This is a genomic window from Pseudooceanicola lipolyticus (genome assembly GCF_002786325.1).
Taxonomy (GTDB): domain Bacteria; phylum Pseudomonadota; class Alphaproteobacteria; order Rhodobacterales; family Rhodobacteraceae; genus Pseudooceanicola_C; species Pseudooceanicola_C lipolyticus.
In genome coordinates, this window is the sequence record NZ_PGTB01000039.1 from 1 (window position 1) to 22,692 (window position 22,692).

Below are 22,692 nucleotides of genomic sequence, written 5' to 3' on the forward strand. Positions count from 1 at the left end.
ACTCAGGGGCCGGATCAGTTGAAATTCGCCTCCACCGCGGCCAGCGCCTGCGGGTCGAGCCGCGCGCCCGAGCGCAGGCGGATGTCGCGCACATAGGCGGCGAACAGCGCCTGGGCCAGGGCCTGGTCGAACTGCGCCGCGGCGGCATCGCGCATGGTCTGGAACTCGTCGGTCTGATCCGGCGGCAGGATGTCGTTCAGCCGCACGATCGCCACGCCGGTTTCGGCCGGGATCACCTGCACCTCGTCCTTTTCCATGGCGAAGACGCGGGTCATGAAATCGGCCGGCACACCGTCAAGATAGGCGGTGCGGGTCAGCCCGTTTTCCACCCGGAAGGACAGGCCGGCCTCGGTGAAGGCGGCATCGTCGCTCAGCCCCTCGGCCAGGGTTTCGGCCTGCGCGGTCAGCGCCTGCTGCACCTGGTCCTGGCGCCAGGCCTCGGCGACGGCGCCGCGGGCCTCTGCGAAGGGCTGCGGCCGGCGCGGTAGCACCTCGTCCAGGCGCAATGCGAAAATGCCGCCATCCTCGAGGAAGTCGATGCTGGGGAAATCCTCGGCCGTTACCTGCGCAGCGGCGCGGTTGAAGGCGTCATAGGCGGCGACGCCCTGGTCGCTGTTGCGGGTCCAGCCCAGCGTGCCCAGCTCCATCTCGGACTCGGCGGTCAGCTCTTCCAGCGTGGCGCCGCCGGCCAGCATGTCTTCCAGCGCCTCAGCGCGGGCGTCGATCTGCCGGCGGGCCTGGTCGCCGGCCAGTTCGTCGCGCAGCTGGCCCTCGACATCGTCGAACTCGGTGGTGCGGGCGGCCAGCTGACCGTTGACCCGGAACAGCGCCGGGCCCAGGTCGGAGGGCAGCGGGCCGACAACCGCGCCGGTTTCGGCGGCAAACACGGCCTCGGCGGCTTCGCCCAGATCAACATAGGTAACATCGCCCAGGTCGACATCGGACAGCGCCAGGCCGCGGTTTTCGACCAGCGTCTCGAAGGTGGTGCCGCCGACCTCCAGTTGCGCCTTGGCGCTGGCGGCGGCCTCGTCGTCGGCAAAGACCAGGCGTTCGACCAGCCGCCGTTCGGGCTGGGCATAGTCGCCGATGCGCTCGTCATAGAGGCGGCGCACCGCCTCTTCGTCGATCTCGATCGTGTCCAGCAGCATTTCCGGGGTCAGCAGCGCATAGGTCAGCTGCCGGGTTTCCGGCAGCATGAACCGGTCCTGGTTGGCCTCGTAATAGGCCTGCAACTGCGCCTCGGTCGGTTCGTCCACCGGGGTCTCCAGCGCGGAATCCTCCAGCAGCGCCCAGGTAAAGCTGCGCCGGGCGCCGACGTAATCGGCCAGCGTGTCAGTCATGATCGCCGGCATCTGCACGCCGGCGAAAATGGCCGATTGCACCAGGGTGCGGGCGCTTTCGGCGCGCAGGTCGGCTTCGAACTCGGCCTCGTCGATATTGGCCTGATCCAGCTGAAAGCGATAGGTCTCGCGGTCGAACGTGCCGTTGATGCCGTGGAAGGCCGGGATCTGCACGATTTCCTGCTGCAGGTTGGCATCGCCGATGGAGACGCCCAGTTCGGCCGCCTCGTTGTCGAGCGCGGCAAGCTGCACCAAACGGCTGAGCACCACCTGGTCAATCCCCAGGCTGCGGGCCTCTGCCATGGTCAGCGGTTGGCCGGTCTGCGCTTCGACCGCGCGCATTTCGCGCTGCAATTCGCGGGCATAGTCATCGACGCTGATCCATTCGTTGCCGACCTTGCCGACCGTGCGCACCGAGCCGGTGAAGCTGGTCGCGCCGAACCCGGCAAGCCCGACGATCAGCAGGCCCACGATGATCCAGACCACGGTCCGGGAGAAGTTTTTTGCGCCTGCAGCCATGTCATCCTCGTGCTGGCACGGAAGTGCCGTTTTGATCGGGGCCCTGTCTACGCTGCGGGGCGGGGCAGGGCAATCGCATTCCGGCGGTGGATCCCGGCACCGAGGTCAGAGCGCCAGCCCGGCCAGACGGTCGAACATGGTGCCGATGCCGGCACGGTCCAGATTGGCGAAGGCGATGCGCAGCTGGCGCTGGCCGCTGGCCTCACCCTCGGGCACGAACATGGTGGCCGGCAGCAACAGAATGCCTGCCTCGGCCACCAGCCGCTGCGCCAACTGGTCCGAGGGCAGGGTGAAGGGATGTTCGACATAGGCGAAATAGGCGCCCAGCCCCAGAAGCCGCCAGCCCTGATCGGCCAAGGCGGGAAAGCCGTCTTCGATGGCGGTGCGGCGGTCGAGGATCTCGGCCCGTTCGCCGGCAAGCCATTGTCCCAGGTTGCGCATACCCCACAGCGCCGCGTGCTGACCGATCTGGTTGGGGCAGATGGTGACGCTGTCAATGAATTTCTCCACCTCGTCCAGCAGCGGCTGCGCCGCGATCATGGCGCCGACCCGGTGGCCGGTCAGGCGATAGGCCTTGGAAAAGGAATAGAGGTCGACCAGCGTCTCGGGCCAGTCGGGATCGGTGAACAGGTCATGCACCGCGCCGCTGCGAGCGTCGAAATCGCGATAGGTCTCGTCGAGGATCAGGCGCAGGCCGCGGGATTTGGCCAGGTCGTAAAAGGCGCGCACCAGCGCGCCGGGATATTCCACCCCGGTTGGGTTGTTGGGCGAGACCAGCGCGATGGCGCGGGTGCGCGGGCCGATCAGGGCGGCGGCCCGGTCGGGATCGGGCAACATGCCTTCGCCGGCGGGCAGCGGCACGGCGCGCACGCCACACATGTCCAGCCACATCTTGTGGTTGAAATACCAGGGCGTTGGCAGGATCACTTCGTCGCCTTCGCCGGTCAGCGCGTGGATGGCGGCAGCAAAGGCCTGGTTGCAGCCCGAGGTGATCGCCACCTGCTCCGGAGTGATCGTGCCGCGGTAATGCGCCGACCACTGCGCGGCGATTTCGGCGCGCAGCGCGGGCAGGCCCAGATCAGGGCCGTAGAGATGGGCGGAATCGTCGTTCAGAGCCACATCGGCCATCACCTGGCGCAGCTCGGGCGGCGGCGGCGCCACCGGGGCGGCTTGGCTGACGTTGATCAGCGGCCGGTCGGGCGGGAAGGTCACCCCGTCGAGCCAGCGTTTGGCGGCAACGATGGGCGGCGGAAAGGTCGCCTGGGCGCGGGTCAGGGTCATGGCGGCTGCGGCTCCGTATCAGTCGGGCGACGCTACTGCGCCGGGGGCCGAAGGGGAAGGGGTGAGCGCGGCAAAGGCGGTGTCGACGATGGCGCCGGGCAGGGCGCGGTCCAGCGGCTGGTGCCCGGCCAGCAGGCGAAAGAACAGCGGCCCGTAGATCATGTCAAGCAGCACGTCGAGATCCGGCGGGGCGGTGAGGTTGTCCGCGGCGATGACCCTTTCGATCAAAGCGCGCCCGTCCTCGCGGCAGGCCAGGATCACCCGGTTGCGGAAGGCACGGGTGAATTCGCTGTCGGGATCGGCCGAGGCCAGGGCCAGGGCAATCTGCCGCCCGCGCGTGGTGGAAAAGGCGGTGACCAGGCGGTCCAGCTGCCGCATCAGCGCGGCGCGGGGGGCGGTGCGGCTATCGGGCAGGGCGACCGGATCGGTATCGGCGATCAGCGCCTCCATCGCCAGTTCGGTGGCATTGGCCCAATGGCGATAGATGGTCGGCTTGCCGGTGCCCGAGGCGGTGGCCACCGCCTCGATGGTCAGGCGGCCAAATCCGTCGCGCAGCAGGATCTCCTGCGCTGCTTTCAGCGCCCTGGCCCGCGCCTGTGGCGAAGGGGGGCGGCCGGGTTTGCGTTTGTCTTGACTCATTTCGAAACGAAACGTAACGTAATTATAAATTTTCTGCAAGCGGAGGAATTTGATGACAACGGGATTCGAAACGGTCACGCCCTATCTTTGCGTCCGGGATGCGGCGGCGGCGCTGGAATTTTATCGCGCGGTGTTCGGGGCCGAGGAACTGTTCCGGCTGACCGATCCCGGCGACGGGCGCATCGGCCATGCCGAATTCAGGATCGGGGAATCCGTATTGTTCCTGGCGGATGAATATCCCGATTTCGGCGCTTTGGGGCCCGATACGCTGGGCGGCTCGCCGGTGGCGCTGCATCTGCAGGTGTCGGATTGCGACAAAGTTCTTGCCGCGGCCGAAGCCGCCGGCGCGCTGGTGCTGCGCCGGCCGGCCGATCAAAGCTTTGGCGAACGGCTGGGGCAGGTGCAGGATCCCTGGGGCCACCGCTGGTTCATCGCGCAGAAGATCGAAGAGGTCGCCCCCACCGAGATGCAGCGCCGCTGGGAGGCGGAAACCGGGGCTTAGCGCGCTGCGGGAGCCAGCGGGCGCGGCGCTGTCCCGACCGCCGCGCCGTGACCTGTCCGATCTGGATCAGGCCCGGTTTTACATATATGTCCTCACACGGCGCGGCCGGTGGGCGGTGTCCGGGGGCCTCGGCGGGTCTCAGGTGCCGCGATAAGGTTCGACATATTGCAGCGCCATGTCCCAGGGGAAGAAGATCCAGGTGTCCTGGCTGACCCCGGTGATAAAGGTGTCGACCTGCGCCTCGCCCTTGGGTTTGGCATAGACGGTGGCGAAATGCGCGCGCGGGTAAAGTTGGCGCACCAGTTCCAGCGTCTTGCCGCTGTCGACCAGATCGTCGACCACCAGCACGCCTTTGCCATCGCCCATCATCGTGGCGTCGGGATGTTTCAGCACATGCGCCTCGGATTGCGACTGGTGGTCGTAGCTTTTGACGCTGATCGTATCGACGGTGCGAATGTCCAGCTCGCGCGCGACGATCATCGCCGGCGCCATGCCGCCGCGGGTGATCGCCACCACCGCGCGCCAGTTGCCATTGTCCGGTCCCTGGCCGTCCAGACGCCAGGCCAGCGCGCGCGAGTCGCGGTGGATCTGGTCCCAGCTGACGTGAAACCCTTTCTCATGCGGCAGGCGGTCGGTCATCGCGGGATACCCCTTGTTGTTTTCGAACCTGTCTAAACCAGCCTGAATGCCAAGTGAAGCAACGCGCGCGATTATGATAGGATGAAGCCATGGCACCCCGGCTGTTGCAGACGCATTGGCAGGTCCCGGCGCGGATCGAGGAGGTCTCGGATATTCTGGACGATGCCGAGGCGCTGCCGCGCTGGTGGGGCGAGGTGTATCTGGCCGCTGACATCATCGCGCCGGGCGGGCCCGATGGCATCGGGCGGCGGGTGAAGTTCCACACCCGCGGCTGGCTGCCCTATACGCTGCGCTGGGTGGCCGAGTTGGTCGCTGTCGACCGGCCGCACAGCTGGACGATCCGCGCCAGCGGCGACCTGATCGGGCAGGGGATTTGGCACCTGACCCAGCAGGGACCCGTTGCAGATATCCATTATGCGTGGCGTGTCGAGGTCGGCAAGCCGCTGCTGCGGCCAGTGACTCCGCTGCTTTGGCCCGCCTTCGCGGCCAATCACCGCTGGGCGATGGCAAAGGGGCTGGCCGGGCTGCGCCGCGAACTGGCGCGGCGGCGGGCCTAGCCCTTGGTGATATCCGGGGCGTCCACGGCCTTCATGCCGACGACGTGATAGCCGGCATCGACATGCAGCACCTCGCCGGTGGTGCCGGCGCCAAGGTCGGACAGCAGGTACAGCGCCGAGCCGCCGACATCGTCGATGGTCACGTTGCGGCGCAGCGGCGAGTTATACTCGTTCCACTTCATGATGTAACGGAAATCGCCGATGCCGCTTGCGGCCAGCGTCTTGATCGGGCCGGCGCTGATCGCGTTGACGCGGATGCCGTCCTTGCCCAGATCCTCGGCCAGGTAGCGCACCGATGCCTCCAGCGCGGCCTTGGCCACGCCCATCACGTTGTAATGCGGCATCACCCGTTCGGCGCCGTAATAGGTCAGCGTCAGGCAGGCGCCGCCACTCTTCATCATCTTTTCCGCGCGCTGCACCACGGCGGTGAAGCTATAGACCGAAATGTCCATGCTCAGCGCAAAATTGGCGCGCGAGGTATCGACATAGCGGCCGCGCAATTCGTTCTTGTCGGAAAACCCGATGGCATGCACCAGGAAGTCCAGCCCGCCCCAGCGCTCGTTCAGCTCGGTGAACAATGCGTCGATCGAGGCCTCGTCGCTGACATCGCAGGGCAGCACCATATCGCTGCCCAGTTGTGCGGCCAGCGGGTCGACCCGCTTTTTCAGCGCTTCGCCCTGGTAGGAAAACGCCAGTTCGGCACCCGCATTGCTGAGCGCGCGGGCGATGCCCCAGGCGATGGATTTGTCATTGGCCAGACCCATGATCAGGCCGCGCTTGCCGGCCATAAGCTGATTTGACATTGGTCTTTCCATCTCTGTTGGCGCGTAGGGCTGTCCTTTAGGCGATAGATTCCCGGGCATCAAGAGCGCGTGGTGGCGCTTGTTCGCCACCGTTGCATCCAAGTGGGACCTTCCGCCCAGGGCGGAGTTGGTCTAGCGTGCCGGCAAAAATCAGGACAGGACCGACATGAACGACCGGGATGGAATTTTTGCGGGGGATGACCCGTTCGAGATCGCGCGCCGCTGGCTGGCCGAGGCCGAGGCCAGCGAGGTCAACGACCCGAACGCCATGGCCCTGGCCACGGTCGATCCGCAGGGCCTGCCCAATGCGCGCATGGTGCTGATGAAAGAGATCGAGGCCGGCGCCTTTGTATTCTACACCAATTACGAAAGTGCCAAGGCCGGGGAATTGGACAGCGCCGGCAAGGCCGCCTTTGTCATGCATTGGAAATCGCTGCGCCGCCAATTGCGCGCGCGCGGCACCATCACCCGCGAGGATGGGCCGCAGGCCGACGCCTATTACGCGTCGCGCTCGCTGCAAAGTCGGCTGGGCGCCTGGGCGTCGCGCCAGTCGCGGCCGCTGAAAAGCCGCGCAACGCTGATGGCCGAGGTTGCCAAGGTCACCGCCGCCAAGGGGCCGAAACCGCCGCGCCCGCCGTTCTGGGGCGGCTATCGGTTGACTCCGGTCGAGATCGAATTCTGGGCCGACGGTGCGTTTCGATTGCATGACCGTTTTGTCTGGCGCCGCGCCGCTCCGGGGAGCAAATGGGAGATCGAACGGCTAAACCCGTGACTCCCACGGCACTTGAATGGCTAAGGCATGTATAGAATGGGTTTTTCTCCTTGAATTCTTGTGTGAAATCCGCGCAGATCAATGCTAACATTTATGTGAGCGTCTTGGCGGCGGGTCCTTGTGGCGGACGATTTGAACAGTATGTATCACGTGCGGGGGCAGGTGAAATGGTTTGACCCGGCCAAGGGCTTCGGGTTCGTGGTGGCCGACGAGGGCGGCCCCGACATCCTTTTGCACGTCAACGTCCTGCGCAATTTTGGCCAGAGTTCAGTTGCCGACGGCGCCCGGATCGAGGTGGTCACCCACCGTACCGAACGCGGGGTGCAGGCGGTCGAGGTGATCTCGATCACCCCGCCCGAACGCGAAAGCACCCCGGTTCTGACCGATTTCGCCGAAATGGATCCCGAGGTGCTGCAGGCCGCCCCGCTGGAACCGGCGCGGGTGAAATGGTTCGACAAGGGCAAGGGCTTTGGCTTTGCCAATGTGTTCGGCCGCCCCGAGGACGTGTTCCTGCATATCGAGGTGCTGCGCCAGTCCGGCCTGGCCGATCTGCAGCCGGGCGAGGCGCTGGCGATCCGGGTGATCGATGGTAAGCGCGGCCGCATGGCGGCCGAGGTGCAGGCCTGGGAAGCCGCGAACCAGAAATCCGAAACCTGATGCGCAGTTTCCTGACGGCGGCCGTCCTGCTTGGCTTTGTTGCGCCCGCCTGGGCGGATTGCGCGCCCGACCGGGTCGAGTTGCGCGGCGACTGGGGCAGCCTGCAATTCAGCGTCGAACTGGCCGACACCCCCGAGGAACGGGCGCAGGGGCTGATGTTTCGCGAAAGCATGGCGCGCGGGGCAGGGATGCTGTTCATCTACGAACAGCCCCAGCATGCCACTTTCTGGATGAAGAACACGCTGATCCCGCTGGACATGATCTTTGTCGATGCGCAAGGCACCGTGACCCGCGTGCATGACAACGCGGTGCCGGGCGACCTGAGCACCATCGACGGCGGCCAGGGCGTGCTGGCGGTGCTGGAGATCAATGGCGGCCTGGCCGACCGGTACGGCATCGGCCCCGGCACCCAGCTGCGGCATCCGGCCTTCGGAACCGAGGCCGCCTGGCCCTGCGAGGACTAGCCGTGCGGGTCGAGGACCGGCTGGTGCAGATGGGTATCGACCTGCCGGATCTTGGCGGTGACGGATATTACGGCACCACCTACGGCCGGATGAAGCCGCATCACATCGTCGGAAACGTGTTGTACCTCTCCGGTCATACGCCGGTGCGGGATGGCAAGGTGCTGCATCCCGGCCGCGTCGGTGACGAGATTACCGCTGAACAGGGATATCAGGCCGCGCGACTGACCGGCATCAACATGATCGCCGGGATGAAACATGCGCTGGGCGAGTTGGACCGGGTCAGGGGGCTGATCCGCTGCCTTTGCTTTGTCGCCTGCACCCCCGATTTCTATGACGTGCACCTGGTGTCCAGCGGCTGCAGCGACCTGCTGGCCGAGGTGTTCGGCGACCCGGCAGGTATTGGCGGCCGGGCCACCATCGGGGTGCAGTCGCTGTGCGACCGGATGTGTTTCGAAACCTGGGCCGAGGTCGAAATCGCCTGAGCGCCCCCATCGGTGCGTTCAGGGCTTTTCAAATCGTCACGGCGGGGCTAGACAGGCCCACGGTCCGGGGCGTGGCGCAGTCTGGTAGCGCACCTGTTTTGGGTACAGGGGGTCGTGAGTTCGAATCTCGCCGCCCCGACCATTTTCCAGTTTGAAGTGCCGGCTGCCCTACCGAAAGCCATTCGGCGGTCTGCGGTGTTTCTGGCTATTCGAGCGGGTTGGCTGGGGCGTTGGCGCAGCCTGCGTCACCGCAACGTATTGACCTGGGGTCAGGTTTGGGTCTACGCTCGATATCCGGCCTCTCGCAGGTCTGTGCCCGCAGTATAATCAGCTTCGACAGCTGCCCTGCGAAGACCGGCACAGCGCCTATGTCCATCCCCGAGTGGCGAAGCGCTTGAAAGAGCGGTCCCCGGTGTCCCCAATATTCTCGGGGATCGCTTCTTGGATGGGATGCACCTTCTCGGGTTTCCTGGCTTCGAAAAATCCGCTGACATGTTGTTGCTGTCGCAGGCGCGGTTGCGCGCGGGCCCGTCCGGGTCCCGGCGGTGGGGGCCATGCAAGCCTTCGCCGCAGCGCTCCACCACACGCGATGGTCTTTCACCGTGCAGGCGGGGGAGCAACCGGGTGAGAAATCACACCCGGTCCAACCGCACAAAAGCCATTTGCCGGCGCGGGACCAGATGCCGCTTTGCCGCTTGCCAGCACATAATCTTTGCCCGGTCGCAGCGGCAGCGTGACGGACACCACCCGCAGGTCGGTCACATCGTCAAACTGGGGATCCGGCAAACCCCCGCAGGCGGCGCGTTCTGTTGCCTCCGGGGGATCCCGCCACCCGGACCGTCTTGCCAACGCGTGGCCTTACTCGGCCACGCAATCGGCGAAATACATCACCTCGCCAGTGTCGCCGACCTCCTGCACCAGCCCGTGGATATCGGTTTCGAATCCCGGGCATTCGCGGGCGAATTCGCGGTTGAAGCGCAGGTAGTCGACGATCTGGGCGTTGAAGACCTCGCCGGGGATCAGCAACGGGATGCCGGGCGGGTAGGGGGTGACCAGGCTGGTGGTGATCCGGCCCTCCAGATCGTCGATGGCGACCCGCTCGGTCTTGCGGCGGGCGATATGCGAAAAGGCATCGGTGGGCGTCATCGCCGGCAGATGGTCTGACAGGTAAATCTCGGTCGACAGCCGCGCCACGTCGTATTTGGCATAAAGCACATGCACGTGCTGGCTGAGGTCGCGCAGGCCCATCTTTTCATAGCGCGGCTGCGCGGCGCAGAATTCCGGCATCACCCGCCACAGCGGCTGGTTCTTGTCGTAATCGTCCTTGAACTGCTGCAGCGCCGCCAAAAGCGTGTTCCAGCGGCCCTTGGTGATGCCGATGGTGAACATGATGAAAAAGCTGTACAGCCCGGTCTTTTCCACCACCACGCCATGTTCGGTCAGGTATTTCGACACGATCGAGGCGGGGATCCCCGATTCCTCGAACCAGCCATCGATATTCAGGCCCGGCGTGATGATCGTGGCCTTGATCGGATCCAGCATGTTGAAGCCGCGTGCCATGTCGCCGAAGCCGTGCCAGGCATCCTCGCCCGAACTTTCGACGCCTTCGCTGTCGGTCTTCTTCAGCTCCCAGTCGCGGGCCCGGCCGATACCTTCTTCGGCCAGTTCGTCGGGGCCCCAGACCTGGAACCACCAATCATTGCCATATTCCTCGTCGACCTTGCGCATGGCCCGGCGGAAGTCGAGCGCCTCGTCCAGGCTTTCCTCGACCAGGGCGGTGCCGCCGGGCGGTTCCATCATCGCAGCGGCGACATCGCAGGAGGCGATGATCGAATATTGCGGCGAGGTCGAGGTGTGCATCAGGTAGGCTTCGTTGAACAGGTGCCGGTCCAGCTTGGTCTCTTTGGAATCCTGCACCAGCACGTGGCTGGCCTGGCTGATCCCGGCCAGCAGCTTGTGCACCGACTGGGTGGCATAGGTCACCGAATGGGTGGTGCGGTCACGTTTGCGCCCCATGGCGTGATAGGTGCCGTAAAACGGATGGAAGGCCGCATGCGGCAGCCAGGCTTCGTCGAAATGCAGGTTCTCGACATAGCCGTCCAGCAGCTCCTTGATCACTTCGGTGTTGTACAGCACGCCGTCATAGGTCGACTGGGTCAGGGTCATGATGCGCGGTTGCACCGCCTCGGCGTCGTAATCGGCCAAAAGCGGGTTGGCGCGGATCTTGGCCTTGATCGTTTCGGGTTCGAACTCGCTGCGCTGGATCGGACCGATGATGCCCCAGTGGTTGCGCGTCGGTTTCAGAAAGACCGGGATCGCCCCGGTCATGATGATCGAATGCAGGATCGACTTGTGGCAGTTGCGGTCCACCACCACCACATCGCCGGGCGCCACGGTGTGGTGCCAGACCATCTTGTTCGAGGTCGAGGTGCCGTTTGTGACGAAAAAGCAGTGATCGGCGTTGAAGATCCGCGCGGCGTTTTTCTCCGAGGCGCCGATCGCGCCGTTGTGGTCCAGCAGTTGGCCCAATTCCTCGACCGCGTTGCAGACATCGGCGCGCAGCATGTTTTCACCGTAGAACTGGTGATACATCTGCCCGATCGGCGACTTCAAAAAGGCCACGCCGCCGGAATGGCCGGGGCAGTGCCATGAATAGGAGCCGTCTTCGGCATAGTCGAGCAGCGCCTTGAAGAACGGCGGCTGGATATACTGCAGATAGCTGCGCGCCTCGCGGATGATATGCTTGGCCACGAATTCCGGCGTGTCCTCGAACATGTGGATGAAGCCATGCAGTTCGCGCAGGATGTCATTGGGCAGGTGGCGCGAGGTCTTGGTTTCGCCATAGACATAGATCGGCACATCGGCGTTTTTCCAACGCACCTCTTCGATGAAGGCGCGCAGATCGACCACGGCCGGGTCCAGGTCGGGGCCGGGGCTGAATTCCTCGTCGTCGATGGACAGCACGAAGGCCGAGGCGCGGCTTTGCTGCTGGGCAAATTGCGACAGGTCTCCATAGCTGGTCACGCCCAGCACTTCGAACCCTTCGGCCTCGACGGCCTGCGCCAAGGCGCGAATACCCAGGCCCGAGGCGTTTTCGGACCGAAAATCCTCGTCGATGATGACGACGGGAAAGCGGAACTTCATGGGACTCTCCTTAGGGTGACCGCAGTCAGCCGGTTCATTCTTTCGGTTCTTTGCTGCGGCGTCAAAGCCTGCATCGATGCGGTGTGTCAGGCAGCGCCTGAGCCTGGGGCCACGTAGTGCGGCCAAATGCCGGGCAGGTCAAACACTGAAGTTGCGCGGCCCGCGTGCCTGGTGGGATGCGGCCGCTGGGACCCCTGGCACGACCGGGACGCATTGGTGAGACTGGAACAAATGGTGAGGCCGCCATCCCCTTCACAGCTCGGCCCGAGCGGAGCTGCGATGCCGAAGGGGAGCGCGCGTGGTTTTGCATGAACCGGGCATAACGCCCTGACCTACGTCGCAAACGGCCTGAGCCGCGTCAGGCCGGTCCGTGCGGCATCTGTTGCCGCGACGACGTGGTGCGGTAGCTGAACACGTAGATCAGGCACAGGGTCAGCGCGGCGGCGCAGGCGACGATCAGCAGCACCTGGCTGAAGCCGAACCACCACCAGAGGCCGAACCAGGACAGGTAGATGACCAGGGCGGCGAACCGGTCGAATTCCGGCGACACCAGGGATTTGCCGCGCGCGTCGGCATCGCCGAGGAAGATCAGGAAGGCAAAGCCAAGCGTCAGTACCGTGACGGCGGCAACGCCTGCCAGGGTGTAGAAGGCGATGACCAGGACGTCATAGAACATCGGGCGTTCTCCTTGCTGAGCGGGGCGGCGGACCGCCCGCGTGGACCGTACCTTGCGCTTCCGGGCGTGGCTGCGGCCGTGCCAGACCCGGTTCGATTTGCCGTCTGTCGGCGTTCATCCCGGAGCGAACCTATCTTCCCTGGCTGAAAAACGTCCCGCGTGCCCCGGCGGTATAGTCGGATTCCGCCACCATGATCGCGACGAAGACCAGGATCGCCAGCGGTGGCAGCAGGATGGCAAAATTCAGCGCCAGCCGCTCCCACGCCATATGCATGAAAATCGCCATGATCAGGCCGGCCTTGGCCACCATGAAGGCCAGGATCAGGAACCAGCGCAGGAAGCCTTCCAGCCCGGCGTAATCGACCATGTAAGAGAAGATGCTGAGCACGAACAGCAGGCCCCAGATCACGAAATAGACCTTCAGCGGGTGCTGCTGGTGGCCGGCATCCGCCGGGACCGTGCCCGCCTGTGGGTCGTGTCCGTGTTCCGAGCCGTGTGCTGCATGTGCCATGTCCGCCCCCTACCAGAGATAGAAAAACGCAAAGATGAAGACCCAGACCAGGTCGACGAAGTGCCAGTACAGGCCCATGATCTCGACGCTTTCGTAATTGCCCCGGCGGCTGGTGAAAAAGCCGCGCCGCCCGGTGTCGTAATCGCCGCGCGCCACCTTGCGCGCCACGATCAGCAGGAAGATCACGCCGATGGTGACATGGGTGCCGTGAAAGCCGGTGATCATGAAGAACGTCGCGCCGAACTGTTCGGCGCCCCAGGGATTGCCCCAGGGCCGCACCCCTTCCGAGATCAGCTTGGTCCATTCGAAGGCCTGCATGCCGACGAACATCGCGCCGAAAAACGCGGTGACCAGCAGCATCAGCGCGGTCTTTTTGCGATCGCGCCGATAGCCGAAATTCACCGCCAGCGCCATCGTGCCGCTGGAGGTGATCAGCACGAAGGTCATGATCGCAATCAGGATCAGCGGGATGTCGGCGCCGAACATGTGCAGGGCAAAGACCTCGCTGGGATTGGGCCAGGGCACCAGCGTCGACATGCGCGCGGTCATGTAGGACAGCAGGAAGCAGCCGAAGATGAAAATGTCGCTCAGCAGGAAGATCCAGATCATCGCCTTGCCCCAGGACACGTTCTTGAACGTGCGCTGATCCGAGGCCCAGTCGGCGATCACCCCGCGCAACCCGCCGGGGCGGGGGCTGGCCGGTTCAAGCGTGGATATATCCGCCATGGCTTGATCCCTTCACGACAGCAATTGACCGCAGAGGTCGATAAATTCGCGCGCCCATCCCATGAACAGCACCACCAGCGCGAACCAGACGAACAGCAGGAAATGCCAGTAGGTGGCGCAGAGCTCGATGCGCAGCTGCAGCCGTCCGGTCACCGCGCCGCGCCAGGCACCGGCAAGCGGCAGCGCCAGCGCCACCAGCCCGCCCAACAGATGCAGCCCGTGCATGCCGGTGATCATGTAGAAAAAGCTGTTGGCCGGGTTGCGGTCGACCAGGAAACCGCTGGCGGTCAACTCGCGCCAGATCAGCAGCTGCACCGCCAGGAAGGCCACCGCCGCGACGCCGCCGGCGGTCAGACCCAGCCGCACGGTGGCCAGGTCGTCCTGCCGTGCCGCCACCACCGCGCATTGCAGCAGCACGCTGCTCAGCACCAGCACGGCGGTGTTCATCCACAGCAGCCGCGGCACCGGCATGTTCTGCCAGTCGGCGTAATCCATCCGCATGAAATAGGCGCTGGCGAACAGCGCGAAGAGACAGCCGACCACCGCCAGAAACACCACCAGCCCGATCTTGGCGGTGGGCAGCGGCAGGTCGTCCGGGATCGGTCCGCTGCCGGTTTCCAGCCAGGGCTTGGTCAGCAGACCCTGCCGCACCAGCCACCACCCGGCGATGCCGCCGATGGTCAGCAGGAAGACGACGATCACGCTCATGGCGCGGCCCGCGTCGATCCGGCCGGGCCGCCGGGGTCGTTCTGCGCCAGAAAGTCCTCGGCCGCACCGGGCACGCTGTAATCATAGGCCCAGCGATAGACCACCGGCAGTTCCTTGCCCCAGTTGCCATGCGCCGGCGGGGTCTCGGGCGTCTGCCATTCCAGCGTGGTGGCCCGCCACGGGTTGCCGCCGGCCACCCGGCCGTGGCGCAGGCTCCACACCAGGTTGAACACAAACACCAGCTGGGCAAAGCCGACGATCAGCGCCATGACGCTGATGAAACCGTTCAGCGCATGGACCGAATCCGGGATGAACAGGGTTTCGCCAATCTCGGGATAGCGCCGCGGCACGCCGATCAGGCCGACATAATGCATCGGGAAAAAGATCAGATAGGCGCCCAGGAAGGTGACCCAGAAATGGAACCGGCCCATGCCCTCGTGCAGCATCCGGCCGCTGATCTTGGGATACCAGTGATAGATCGCGCCAAACACCACCAGGATCGGCGCCACCCCCATCACCATGTGGAAATGCGCCACCACGAACATGGTGTCGCTCAGCGGCACGTCGACCACCACGTTGCCCAGGAACAGGCCGGTCAGCCCGCCGTTGACGAAGGTGACGATAAAGGCCAGCGCGAACAGCATCGGGATGGTCAGGTGGATGTCGCCGCGCCACAGGGTCAGCACCCAGTTATAGACCTTGATCGCCGTCGGCACCGCGATGATCAGCGTGGTGGTGGCGAAGAAAAACCCGAAATAGGGGTGCATGCCGCTGACATACATGTGGTGGGCCCAGACGATGAAGCTGAGCGCGCCGATGCCGACGATGGCCCAGACCATCATGCGATAGCCGAAGATGTTCTTGCGGGCATGGGTGCTGATCAGGTCCGAGACGATGCCAAAGGCGGGCAGGGCGACGATATAGACCTCGGGATGGCCGAAGAACCAGAACAGGTGCTGGAACATGATCGGCGAGCCGCCGCCATAGCTGAGCTGCTGGCCCAGCTCGACCAGCGCCGGCATGAAGAAACTGGTGCCCAGCGTGCGGTCGAACAGCATCATCACCGCCGCCACGAACAGCGCCGGGAAGGCCAGCAGCGCCATCACCGTGGCGGTGAAGATGCCCCAGACCGTCAGCGGCATCCGCATCAGCGTCATGCCCCGGGTGCGGCCCTGCAGCACGGTCACCACATAGTTCAGCCCGCCCATGGTAAAGCCGATGATGAACAGGATCAGCGATACCAGCATCAGGATGATGCCGGCACCGGCGCTGCCCGGTGTGCCCGACAGGATCGCCTGCGGCGGGTATAACGTCCAGCCCGCGCCGGTGGGCCCGCCGGGGGCAAAGAAACTGCCGACAAGCACCAGCACCGCCAGCAGGTAGATCCAATAGCTCAGCATATTGGCATAGGGGAACACCATGTCGCGCGCCCCCACCATCAGCGGGATCAGGTAGTTGCCGAAGCCGCCCAGGAACAGCGCGGTCAGCAGGTAGACCACCATGATCATGCCATGCATGGTCACGAACTGGTAATAGGCCTCGGGCGTGATGAAATCGAAGGTGCCGGGAAAGCCCAGCTGCAGCCGCATCAGCCAGCTCAGCACCAGGGCGACCAGGCCGATCGCCATGGCGGTGCCGGAATACTGGATCGCGATCACCTTGGCATCCTGCGAGAAGATGTATTTCGTCCAGTAGGATTTCGGGTGGTACAGCTCGACATCCGCCACTTCGGCGGGCGGGAGGTCGGGCGTGGTGGTGGGCGTCACGTCTGTCATAGCTGCTTCCGCCGGCGGTTCGGTTTCATGGCTGCCCCACATCCGCCGCGCCCAGCCGCGTCGGCGCCTGCAGTTGCGCAAAGCTCAGCTGCCCCTGCAGCCAGGCCTGGTAATCCTGTTGCGAGTCGATCTGCACGAGGCCGCGCATCACGCCATGCCCGACGCCGCACAGCTCGGCGCACAGCACCTCGAATTCGCCCAGCCGCGTCGGCGTGAACCAGAAATAGGTCACCATGCCCGGCACCATGTCCATCTTGGCGCGGAATTCGGGGACGTAGAAATTATGCAGCACATCGACCGAGCGCAGCAGCATCTTCACCGGCTTCTCGACCGGCAGGTGCAGGGTGTCGCCCTCGATGATCAGGTCGTCGCGGCCGTTGGGGTCGTTCGGGTCCAATCCCAGCGGATTGCCCGGACCCACCAGCCAGGCGTCGCTGCGGCCCAGCTGGCCATCCTCGCCCGGCAGCCGATAGCTCCAATACCATTGCTGGGCAAAGACCTCGACCTCGGTCGCCTCGTCGGGCACCGAGATATATTGCCCCCAGACCATCAGCCCCGGCGCCAGCAGCGCCGCCACCCCCAGGCCGGTCACCAGCGTCAGCCAGCCCTCCAGCTTCTTGTTCTCGGGCTCGTAATGCGCCTTCAGCCCCTCGCGGTGGCGGAACTTGTAAACGCAATAGGCCATAAACAGGATGACCGCGGCAAAAACGATGCCGGTGATCCAGAAGGTGATCGTGATCGTGGTGTCGATGTAATCCCAGTTGGATGCGATCGGCGTCCACCACCAGGGGCTCAGCAGGTGAAAGGCCACCGAGCCAATGACGATCAACAGTAATGCCAGCACAATTGCCATGCCCAGATCCCTCCGGAGCAGTTAAAAGGCTTCGATTCAAAGGCTTCAATGCTTGGGACCGTGGCTGGCACCGTATCACGGGAGCGGGTCAAAAATCCAGTGAGTCGGCCAAGGCAGCGCCATTGCCGCATTATTCAGCAGAATTGAAACACTGGTTCCGGCACCGGCCGCCGAGGTTTTGGCAAGTGCGGCAATGGCCGGAATAGCGACAATTTGCACTAAAAAACCGCGCCGCAAATCACCTTTTATCTGGCTGCGGGACAGGGGGAGGGGCACCGACAAACGCCCGCCATCCGGGCGCGTCAAAGCGGTTGGCCGCAGGCGTTTTCCTGTTCGAAATAGCCATTCCTGCCTGCCTCTGGCCGGCCGATTTCGGGGCAAAGCGGCAAAATATCTAGAATTCGCCCCTTCCCAAATGCAGCCGTAATTCGACCGCAGTTCGATGCTAACGTCAGCATAATCGAGCAAACCGAGGACTTCGCATGACCAAGTACCTCTTCTCAGGATTTGCCGAGAGCGATCTGACCGATGCGGTTTCGATCGACCCCGGCAGCAAGATCAAAGTTCCCGGAACCGGTCCGACCCGGTCATTTCAGGTCGAAGACGACGACGCGACCCTGGAGGGCGATACCGGCAGGAAACATGTGTCGGATGACGCGACCCAGCAGGCTTCGGTCTACAATGGCCGAACGATGGAGAATTCCGGCAACGTCTATGTCGATGCGATCAACATCGTCGAAGATGCCGACGGCAATCGGTATTATCTTTACGAGCTGGAGATCGAAGGCGTCTCGGATGACTATTACGTGTTTTCCAGCCCGCCGCCGCCGCCCGGAACAACCCTGACTGTCGTCAGCCAGAATGACGCCACCGCGACGGAGGTGGATTACGGTACGATGGCGGGCGACGACGCCTATGCCTCGAAATCCGATACCGGCGAGACGATTTCCGGCGGCGCGGGCAATGACATCATTTCCGGGGGCGGCGGGAATGACGTGATTTCCGGCGGTGCCGGCAATGACAAGCTGGCCGGCGGTTCCGGAAATGACACTTTGCACGGCGGCGAGGGAAACGATACCCTGTCGGGAGGCCGGGGCGACGACACGCTGAATGGCGGGCTGGGCGACGATGTGCTGTCGGGCGGCGACGGCAACGACGTGTTCCAGCTGTCGCGCGGTCACGACACCATCACCGACTTCAACTTCGGCAATAGCGGCGAGGTTGGTGACAGCGACAGGTCGAACAATGATTTTGTCGATCTGTCCGGGTTCTACGACAGCCTGGATGAGCTGCGCGCCGACCAGGACGATGACGGGATCCTGAACCAGTCGAACACGGTCGATGATGAAGGTCGAAGGGTCGACTATTCCGACAACCGGTCCTTCGGGGACAACTCGCTCACCATCATGAACGCCCGGAGTTCCAGCTACTCCTATGACAATACCGGGATCATCTGCTTTGCCGCCGGCACCCGGATCCGGACGCCCCAGGGGGCGGTTCCGGCCGAAAGGCTGGTGCCCGGCGATCTGGTCGTGACCCTGGATCGCGGGCCGCAGCCGGTGCTGTGGATCGGCGCGCGGCATGTCGGCCGCGATGAGCTTGAAGCCGAAGAAACCCTGCGCCCGGTGCTGATCAGACAGGGCGTTCTGGGAGCCGAGCGCGACCTGATGGTCTCGCGCCAGCACGGGCTGCTGTGCCGCAAGGATCGGCTGGTGCGGGCCATTCACCTGACCAGCGGCGTGCCCGGCATTCGCATCGCCCATGGCAAGCGCGAGGTGACCTATATTCACCTGCTGTTCCGCCGCCACGAGATTATTTTTGGCGAGGGCGTCGCCAGCGAAAGCTTCTATCCCGGGCCGCTGGCCCTGCGCATGATGGCACCCGAACCCCGGGCCGGGCTGATGCGCGTCCTTCCCGGCCTGAACCGGCCCGCGGCCCTGCAAAACCGGACCCTGGCCGCGGCCGTCTACGGCCCGACCGCGCGGCCCTTTGCCAAGCCGGAAGCCATCGCGCCGAGGGCGGTTGCGCAACCGGTCCAAGCGGGGTTGGCGTTGGCGGGGTAAGCGCCGGCACGGCCTGAGCAACAACAGCCAGGCCTCCAGGCATCGGCCAAGGGCGCAGAACCGGCTGCGGTCTACGGGCCGGTTTGGCCGTGACCCCCCGAGCCATCGTCACCCGCGCCGTCTTCCAGCGCCGATAGCGGGCATTGCAACTGCCACACTAGCCCGTCGCGCGCGTAGTCGATGCTGACCTCGCCCGACAGCGAAGAGGCGGTCATGCTGTCCAGCAAGGTGGTGCCAAAGCCCAGTGCCGACGGCGCAGTCACCTCCGGGCCGCCGGTTTCACGCCAGGTCATGACAAAGCGATCCTGCACCACCTCCCAGGCGATATGCACCTGGCCGGTCTCGGTGCTGAGGCTGCCATATTTGGCGGCGTTGGTGGCCAGTTCGTGCAGCGCCATGCCCACCGCCTGCGCCGCAGCCGGCGGCAGCATCATCGGCGCCCCGGTCACCACGATCCGGTTGCCGGTGGCATAGAACTGTTCGACCTGGCTGTGCACCAGATCGTGCAGGCTGATGCGCTGCCACTCGCTTTTCACCAGCAGGTCCTGATTGGCGGCCAGCGCCCGCAACCGGTCGCCGAAGGTCTGCACGAAGTCCTGCGGCGAGCGGGACGCGGTTTGCCGCGCGATCACCTGGATGATCGTCAGCAGGTTCTTGCTGCGGTGGTTGATCTCGCGGGCGAGGTTCTGGCGCAGTTCTTCCGAATGCCGCCGCTCGGTGATGTCCTGGATGATCTTGATCAGATAGGCCATCCGGCCGCTGGGATGGCGTACGCAGCTGACCGTGGTGTGCCCCCAGACATAGACGCCGTCCTTGCGGAGATACCGTTTTTCCAGCTCGTATTCGTCCGCAGCGCCGGATTTCAGCCGCTCCCACGCCGCCGCGCCCAGGGCGAGGTCGTCGACATGGGTGAACTGGTCCAGCGCCCGGCCTTCCATTTCTTCGGCGTCATAGCCCAGCATCCGCGCCAGCCGTTCATTGACGCGCATCAGCTTGCCATCGCCGCTGACGATGCTGATGCCGACGCCGGCATTCTGGAAAGTGGCCTTGAACCGCTTTTCGGCGGCTTCGATGGCGCGCGTGCGCTCTGCGACCCGGGCTTCAAGCTCGGTGTTGGACCGCGCCAGATCGGCCAAAGCCTGGCGCTGTTGCCGGGTGATCGCGGCCACGATCAGCCCGGTGGCCGCGGCCACGATGATCAGCGCCTGCAGCCGGGTGTGCAGGGTGGTCAGGTCTCCGACCAGACCCTGCACCGCGCCCATGCTGTTGGCATGCAGCCCGATGGCCAGCGACAGGCCCAGCACCGCCAGCGTCGCGCCGCGGAATTCAAAGCGCAACGCCGCCCAGATCACCGGGAGCGGCAGCAGAAAGGCATGGGCCGCGCCGGTGCCCATCTCCCAGGCGCTCAGCCCGGCAAGCACCAGGCCGATCATCGCACCTTCGAGGAACTGAACCGGCGCGGGGCGGGCGCGGTCGCGCCAGGCATTGACCAAGGAAATGATCAGCGGCGTGGCAATCAGGATGCCGGTGGCATCGCCCAGCCACCACATCGGCCAGGTCGCGACAAAGCTGCCCTTGCCGATTCCGGCATTGAGCGCGCTGCCCATGGTCGCGCTGACCATCGGCGAGACCAGCACGCCGAGGCCGAGGAAGGCCAGCACCTGCTGCAGCGTCGCCAGACGCCGGATCGGGGCGCCCAGGAACCGGCTCAGCAGCAGCGCCGCCACGGTGACCGCGGCGACATTGGCGGCGACATAGCCCAGCGCCCAGATCAGCGGATTGGCAAACCACAGCACATTGCTGGTCAGTTCGCCGGCCACACCCACGGCCAGCCACCAAGGCCAGCTTTGCCGCGGTTGGATCAGCAGCGCGGCCAGGATCACACCATTGGGCGGCCAGACGGTGATCGGGATATCCGGCAGCACCATCATCCAATGGCCGAAGGCCGCCGCCAGCATATAAGCCAGATAGCACGCGATCAGGCCGATGCCGGCCGGCATGCCAGAGGCGAAGCGGATCGCCATCGTCAACAGGTCCCCGCGCGCGGCCGGATCGGCAAGTGCCTCCGATGCCGTGGCCGGAACAACAGGCTTTGCGTGGTCCACTGGACTCCCCCCAATTTTCAGGCGCCAGACAGAGAAATCAAGGACTTAACGTAATCGTGGCGTGAAATTTCGCCCTTGCGGAACGAGGGGCCAATCTCACTACTTTTCCGCCAAAGCCGGCAAAGATCAAGGACTATTCCCGCCATACCCGCCCATGGGCGGGAAGGCGCGGGCGCGCAGGCATGGCGGCGCCAGGCGGCCGGGGGAGCGATGGCTAGAGTTCGAAAAACCGGTCGTCGAAGGTGAACACGCTTTTGGTGATCGCGTCGACCTCGAGATCCAGAAGGGTGATTTTCGTCTTGGCAAAACTGACCTCGACGTTATCGCCAGCCTGCCGGATGTCGACCCGCCGGAAACCGCCGCCAAGGCCGAAGATCTCGATCATGTCGGCGTCGGGGTCGAAATCGGTAATCGTGTCGCGGCCATGGCCGGTGTTCTGCACCAGGGCCTTGCCAAAGACGAAGCTGTCCCGGCCGGGGCCGCCGGTCAGCGTGTCATTGCCCTTGCCGCCATAGATCAGGTCATTGCCGCGCTGGCCGAAAATCTTGTCGGCGCCGCCATTGCCGTTCAACCAGTCGGCACCGCGACCACCATAGATCACGTCCCGGCCTTCGACGCCGACCCCCTTGTCGCCATTGACGCGGTCGCGCCCCGGCCCGCCATTTATCCTGTCGGCATCGCCCGCGCCGTCAATCTGATCGTCGCCGGGCCCGCCAAACAACCGGTCCCGGCCATGGCCGCCATCGATGAAATCCTGCCCGCCCTTGCCCTTGGCGATGTCATCGTCAAAGCCGCCCCAAAGCCAGTCGGTGCCTTTTCCCCCCACAGGATGTCGGGGCCGCCGTTGACGTCCAGGCCGTCTCCGTCGCTTTCATCCCATTCGTCTTCGGAAATGCCGATCCAGTTCGAGATATCTGCGATCACCGTCATTTCCGCATTGATCGGGTCGATCGCGTAGATGGTGATGGGATGCCTGCCGGATTCGGCGGTTCCATCCGCGCCGCCCAGTTCAAATCTCACAAATGCCATCTGGGTCAGGCTGTCGACGAACCGACCACTGTTTTCCCCACTCAGGAATGACGTCCAGCGCTCCTTCAGGCTGACGAAGTTGACCTCCGGCGCCACCTGGAACGGCGCATTGTCCATATAGGCAAAGCTCTCCTCCGGCGTCAGGCCGAAAAAGTAATCCGAGGCCGACGCTCCGATGGTGTTGAACCATAACGTGCCGGACTTGCTGAAAAGAATGTCATCGCCCGGCAGCAGCACGCCGTCTTCGAAGCGGTAACTGTCGATATATGAAAGCAAGAAGATCATGCCGCTTCCCCCTGCGCCCCTCCGCCATGGCGTCACCGCCCCGGGCAGAGCCGGTACAGTCTAGCACGACCAGCCGGTTTCACCTATTCCGCCGCGCGCGGGGCGACGCGCGGCCCGCTCTTGAGCCGTTCATATCGGGAAGCGGAAGTCCTGGCTGCCCGG

Annotated in this window: 22 protein-coding genes, 1 tRNA gene and 1 pseudogene; 8 read left to right on the top strand and 16 right to left on the bottom strand. The window is 64.6% G+C overall.

Going from position 1 to position 22,692, the window contains the following annotated elements:
- Positions 1-14: 14 nt before the first annotated feature.
- The 3 genes from CVM52_RS11535 to CVM52_RS11545 form a co-directional block, all read right to left on the bottom strand.
- Entirely contained in the window at positions 15-1,859 is a 1,845-nt protein-coding gene (locus CVM52_RS11535) for a peptidyl-prolyl cis-trans isomerase (RefSeq protein WP_100162650.1), read from the bottom strand.
- 105 nt (positions 1,860-1,964) lie between these two features.
- Positions 1,965-3,140 carry an aminotransferase gene (locus CVM52_RS11540; protein WP_100162651.1) on the bottom strand — a complete coding sequence of 392 codons (1,176 nt, stop codon included), beginning with the start codon at positions 3,138-3,140 and terminating at the stop codon, positions 1,965-1,967.
- An 18-nt stretch (positions 3,141-3,158) separates the two neighbouring features.
- On the bottom strand, positions 3,159-3,779 hold the full coding sequence (locus CVM52_RS11545) for a TetR/AcrR family transcriptional regulator (RefSeq protein WP_100162652.1): 621 nt from the start codon (positions 3,777-3,779) through the stop codon (positions 3,159-3,161).
- A 52-nt stretch (positions 3,780-3,831) separates the two neighbouring features.
- Between CVM52_RS11545 and CVM52_RS11550 the strand changes: the two genes are divergently transcribed.
- Positions 3,832-4,281: a VOC family protein gene (locus tag CVM52_RS11550; protein ID WP_100162653.1), complete on the top strand. Its 450-nt coding sequence runs from the start codon at positions 3,832-3,834 to the stop codon at positions 4,279-4,281.
- A gap of 138 nt (positions 4,282-4,419) precedes the next feature.
- On the opposite strand, the gene gpt is transcribed toward CVM52_RS11550, so the two are convergent.
- Positions 4,420-4,920: a xanthine phosphoribosyltransferase gene (gene gpt, locus CVM52_RS11555; protein WP_100162654.1), complete on the bottom strand. Its 501-nt coding sequence runs from the start codon at positions 4,918-4,920 to the stop codon at positions 4,420-4,422.
- 89 nt (positions 4,921-5,009) lie between these two features.
- On the opposite strand from gpt, the gene CVM52_RS11560 reads away from it, so the two are divergent.
- On the top strand, positions 5,010-5,477 hold the full coding sequence (locus CVM52_RS11560; protein WP_100162655.1) for an SRPBCC family protein: 468 nt from the start codon (positions 5,010-5,012) through the stop codon (positions 5,475-5,477).
- Here the strand turns inward: CVM52_RS11560 and fabI are convergent.
- Positions 5,474-6,280: an enoyl-ACP reductase FabI gene (fabI, locus tag CVM52_RS11565; protein WP_100162656.1), complete on the bottom strand. Its 807-nt coding sequence runs from the start codon at positions 6,278-6,280 to the stop codon at positions 5,474-5,476. The two genes, CVM52_RS11560 and fabI, sit on opposite strands and share 4 nt — an antisense overlap.
- A gap of 166 nt (positions 6,281-6,446) precedes the next feature.
- Between fabI and pdxH the strand changes: the two genes are divergently transcribed.
- From pdxH to CVM52_RS11590, 5 genes are all read left to right on the top strand, one after another.
- Positions 6,447-7,052, top strand: coding sequence for a pyridoxamine 5'-phosphate oxidase (gene pdxH, locus CVM52_RS11570; RefSeq protein WP_100162657.1), 606 nt, complete (start codon positions 6,447-6,449; stop codon positions 7,050-7,052).
- A 120-nt stretch (positions 7,053-7,172) separates the two neighbouring features.
- Positions 7,173-7,709, top strand: coding sequence for a cold-shock protein (locus tag CVM52_RS11575; protein ID WP_100162658.1), 537 nt, complete (start codon positions 7,173-7,175; stop codon positions 7,707-7,709).
- On the top strand, positions 7,709-8,173 hold the full coding sequence (locus CVM52_RS11580) for a DUF192 domain-containing protein (RefSeq protein ID WP_100162659.1): 465 nt from the start codon (positions 7,709-7,711) through the stop codon (positions 8,171-8,173). Before CVM52_RS11575 ends, CVM52_RS11580 begins: the two co-directional genes overlap by 1 nt.
- 2 nt (positions 8,174-8,175) lie before the next feature.
- On the top strand, positions 8,176-8,655 hold the full coding sequence (locus CVM52_RS11585) for a RidA family protein (protein WP_100162660.1): 480 nt from the start codon (positions 8,176-8,178) through the stop codon (positions 8,653-8,655).
- A 65-nt stretch (positions 8,656-8,720) separates the two neighbouring features.
- Positions 8,721-8,797, top strand: a tRNA-Pro gene (locus CVM52_RS11590).
- Between the two features lie 716 nt (positions 8,798-9,513).
- On the opposite strand, the gene CVM52_RS11595 is transcribed toward CVM52_RS11590, so the two are convergent.
- The 8 genes from CVM52_RS11595 to CVM52_RS26585 form a co-directional block, all read right to left on the bottom strand.
- Positions 9,514-11,799, bottom strand: coding sequence for an arginine/lysine/ornithine decarboxylase (locus CVM52_RS11595; RefSeq protein ID WP_100162661.1), 2,286 nt, complete (start codon positions 11,797-11,799; stop codon positions 9,514-9,516).
- A 358-nt stretch (positions 11,800-12,157) separates the two neighbouring features.
- Complete coding sequence (locus CVM52_RS11600; RefSeq protein WP_100162662.1) at positions 12,158-12,475, bottom strand: hypothetical protein; 318 nt, start codon at positions 12,473-12,475, stop codon at positions 12,158-12,160.
- A 130-nt stretch (positions 12,476-12,605) separates the two neighbouring features.
- A complete protein-coding gene (locus tag CVM52_RS11605) occupies positions 12,606-12,986 on the bottom strand; it encodes a cytochrome C oxidase subunit IV family protein (RefSeq protein WP_100162663.1) in 381 nt (126 codons plus the stop codon).
- Between the two features lie 9 nt (positions 12,987-12,995).
- Positions 12,996-13,712 carry a heme-copper oxidase subunit III family protein gene (locus CVM52_RS11610; RefSeq protein WP_100162664.1) on the bottom strand — a complete coding sequence of 239 codons (717 nt, stop codon included), beginning with the start codon at positions 13,710-13,712 and terminating at the stop codon, positions 12,996-12,998.
- A gap of 12 nt (positions 13,713-13,724) precedes the next feature.
- Complete coding sequence (locus tag CVM52_RS11615) at positions 13,725-14,420, bottom strand: cytochrome c oxidase subunit 3 (protein WP_100162665.1); 696 nt, start codon at positions 14,418-14,420, stop codon at positions 13,725-13,727.
- The gene (locus CVM52_RS11620; RefSeq protein ID WP_100162675.1) at positions 14,417-16,195 is read right to left on the bottom strand and encodes a cbb3-type cytochrome c oxidase subunit I; all 1,779 of its coding nucleotides are present in this window, start codon (positions 16,193-16,195) and stop codon (positions 14,417-14,419) included. The genes CVM52_RS11615 and CVM52_RS11620 overlap by 4 nt, the downstream gene beginning before the upstream one ends.
- Before the next feature lie 25 nt (positions 16,196-16,220).
- Positions 16,221-17,048 (bottom strand): cytochrome c oxidase subunit II, encoded by an 828-nt coding sequence (locus CVM52_RS11625; RefSeq protein ID WP_100162666.1) that lies wholly within the window; start codon positions 17,046-17,048, stop codon positions 16,221-16,223.
- A gap of 75 nt (positions 17,049-17,123) precedes the next feature.
- Entirely contained in the window at positions 17,124-17,516 is a 393-nt protein-coding gene (locus CVM52_RS26585; protein WP_133119829.1) for a hypothetical protein, read from the bottom strand.
- A 14-nt stretch (positions 17,517-17,530) separates the two neighbouring features.
- Here CVM52_RS26585 and CVM52_RS27975 point away from each other — a divergent pair, with 14 nt between their 5' ends.
- Entirely contained in the window at positions 17,531-19,111 is a 1,581-nt protein-coding gene (locus CVM52_RS27975) for a Hint domain-containing protein (protein ID WP_100162667.1), read from the top strand.
- 71 nt (positions 19,112-19,182) lie between these two features.
- Here the strand turns inward: CVM52_RS27975 and CVM52_RS11635 are convergent, their stop codons facing one another.
- From CVM52_RS11635 to CVM52_RS28105, 3 genes and pseudogenes are all read right to left on the bottom strand, one after another.
- Positions 19,183-21,135: an MASE1 domain-containing protein gene (locus CVM52_RS11635; RefSeq protein WP_100162668.1), complete on the bottom strand. Its 1,953-nt coding sequence runs from the start codon at positions 21,133-21,135 to the stop codon at positions 19,183-19,185.
- A gap of 295 nt (positions 21,136-21,430) precedes the next feature.
- The gene (locus CVM52_RS11640) at positions 21,431-21,937 is read right to left on the bottom strand and encodes a calcium-binding protein (RefSeq protein WP_240620943.1); all 507 of its coding nucleotides are present in this window, start codon (positions 21,935-21,937) and stop codon (positions 21,431-21,433) included.
- A gap of 21 nt (positions 21,938-21,958) precedes the next feature.
- Positions 21,959-22,042: pseudogene (locus CVM52_RS28105) on the bottom strand (hypothetical protein); the annotation flags it as partial.
- Positions 22,043-22,692: the final 650 nt, after the last annotated feature.

What these genes read in the sequence shown, in the direction of transcription:
- CVM52_RS11550 (WP_100162653.1), top strand. Translation starts at nt 3,832, where the DNA reads ATGACAACGGGATTCGAAACGGTCACGCCCTATCTTTGCGTCCGGGAT.
- CVM52_RS11610 (WP_100162664.1), bottom strand. Translation starts at nt 13,712, where the DNA reads ATGGCGGATATATCCACGCTTGAACCGGCCAGCCCCCGCCCCGGCGGG.
- CVM52_RS11535 (WP_100162650.1), bottom strand. Translation starts at nt 1,859, where the DNA reads ATGGCTGCAGGCGCAAAAAACTTCTCCCGGACCGTGGTCTGGATCATC.
- CVM52_RS11620 (WP_100162675.1), bottom strand. Translation starts at nt 16,195, where the DNA reads ATGACAGACGTGACGCCCACCACCACGCCCGACCTCCCGCCCGCCGAA.
- CVM52_RS11600 (WP_100162662.1), bottom strand. Translation starts at nt 12,475, where the DNA reads ATGTTCTATGACGTCCTGGTCATCGCCTTCTACACCCTGGCAGGCGTT.
- CVM52_RS11580 (WP_100162659.1), top strand. Translation starts at nt 7,709, where the DNA reads ATGCGCAGTTTCCTGACGGCGGCCGTCCTGCTTGGCTTTGTTGCGCCC.
- CVM52_RS11615 (WP_100162665.1), bottom strand. Translation starts at nt 14,420, where the DNA reads ATGAGCGTGATCGTCGTCTTCCTGCTGACCATCGGCGGCATCGCCGGG.
- gpt (WP_100162654.1), bottom strand. Translation starts at nt 4,920, where the DNA reads ATGACCGACCGCCTGCCGCATGAGAAAGGGTTTCACGTCAGCTGGGAC.
- CVM52_RS11560 (WP_100162655.1), top strand. Translation starts at nt 5,010, where the DNA reads ATGGCACCCCGGCTGTTGCAGACGCATTGGCAGGTCCCGGCGCGGATC.
- CVM52_RS11605 (WP_100162663.1), bottom strand. Translation starts at nt 12,986, where the DNA reads ATGGCACATGCAGCACACGGCTCGGAACACGGACACGACCCACAGGCG.
- CVM52_RS11625 (WP_100162666.1), bottom strand. Translation starts at nt 17,048, where the DNA reads ATGGCAATTGTGCTGGCATTACTGTTGATCGTCATTGGCTCGGTGGCC.
- CVM52_RS11540 (WP_100162651.1), bottom strand. Translation starts at nt 3,140, where the DNA reads ATGACCCTGACCCGCGCCCAGGCGACCTTTCCGCCGCCCATCGTTGCC.
- fabI (WP_100162656.1), bottom strand. Translation starts at nt 6,280, where the DNA reads ATGTCAAATCAGCTTATGGCCGGCAAGCGCGGCCTGATCATGGGTCTG.
- pdxH (WP_100162657.1), top strand. Translation starts at nt 6,447, where the DNA reads ATGAACGACCGGGATGGAATTTTTGCGGGGGATGACCCGTTCGAGATC.
- CVM52_RS11595 (WP_100162661.1), bottom strand. Translation starts at nt 11,799, where the DNA reads ATGAAGTTCCGCTTTCCCGTCGTCATCATCGACGAGGATTTTCGGTCC.
- CVM52_RS27975 (WP_100162667.1), top strand. Translation starts at nt 17,531, where the DNA reads ATGACCAAGTACCTCTTCTCAGGATTTGCCGAGAGCGATCTGACCGAT.
- CVM52_RS11545 (WP_100162652.1), bottom strand. Translation starts at nt 3,779, where the DNA reads ATGAGTCAAGACAAACGCAAACCCGGCCGCCCCCCTTCGCCACAGGCG.
- CVM52_RS11635 (WP_100162668.1), bottom strand. Translation starts at nt 21,135, where the DNA reads ATGGCGATCCGCTTCGCCTCTGGCATGCCGGCCGGCATCGGCCTGATC.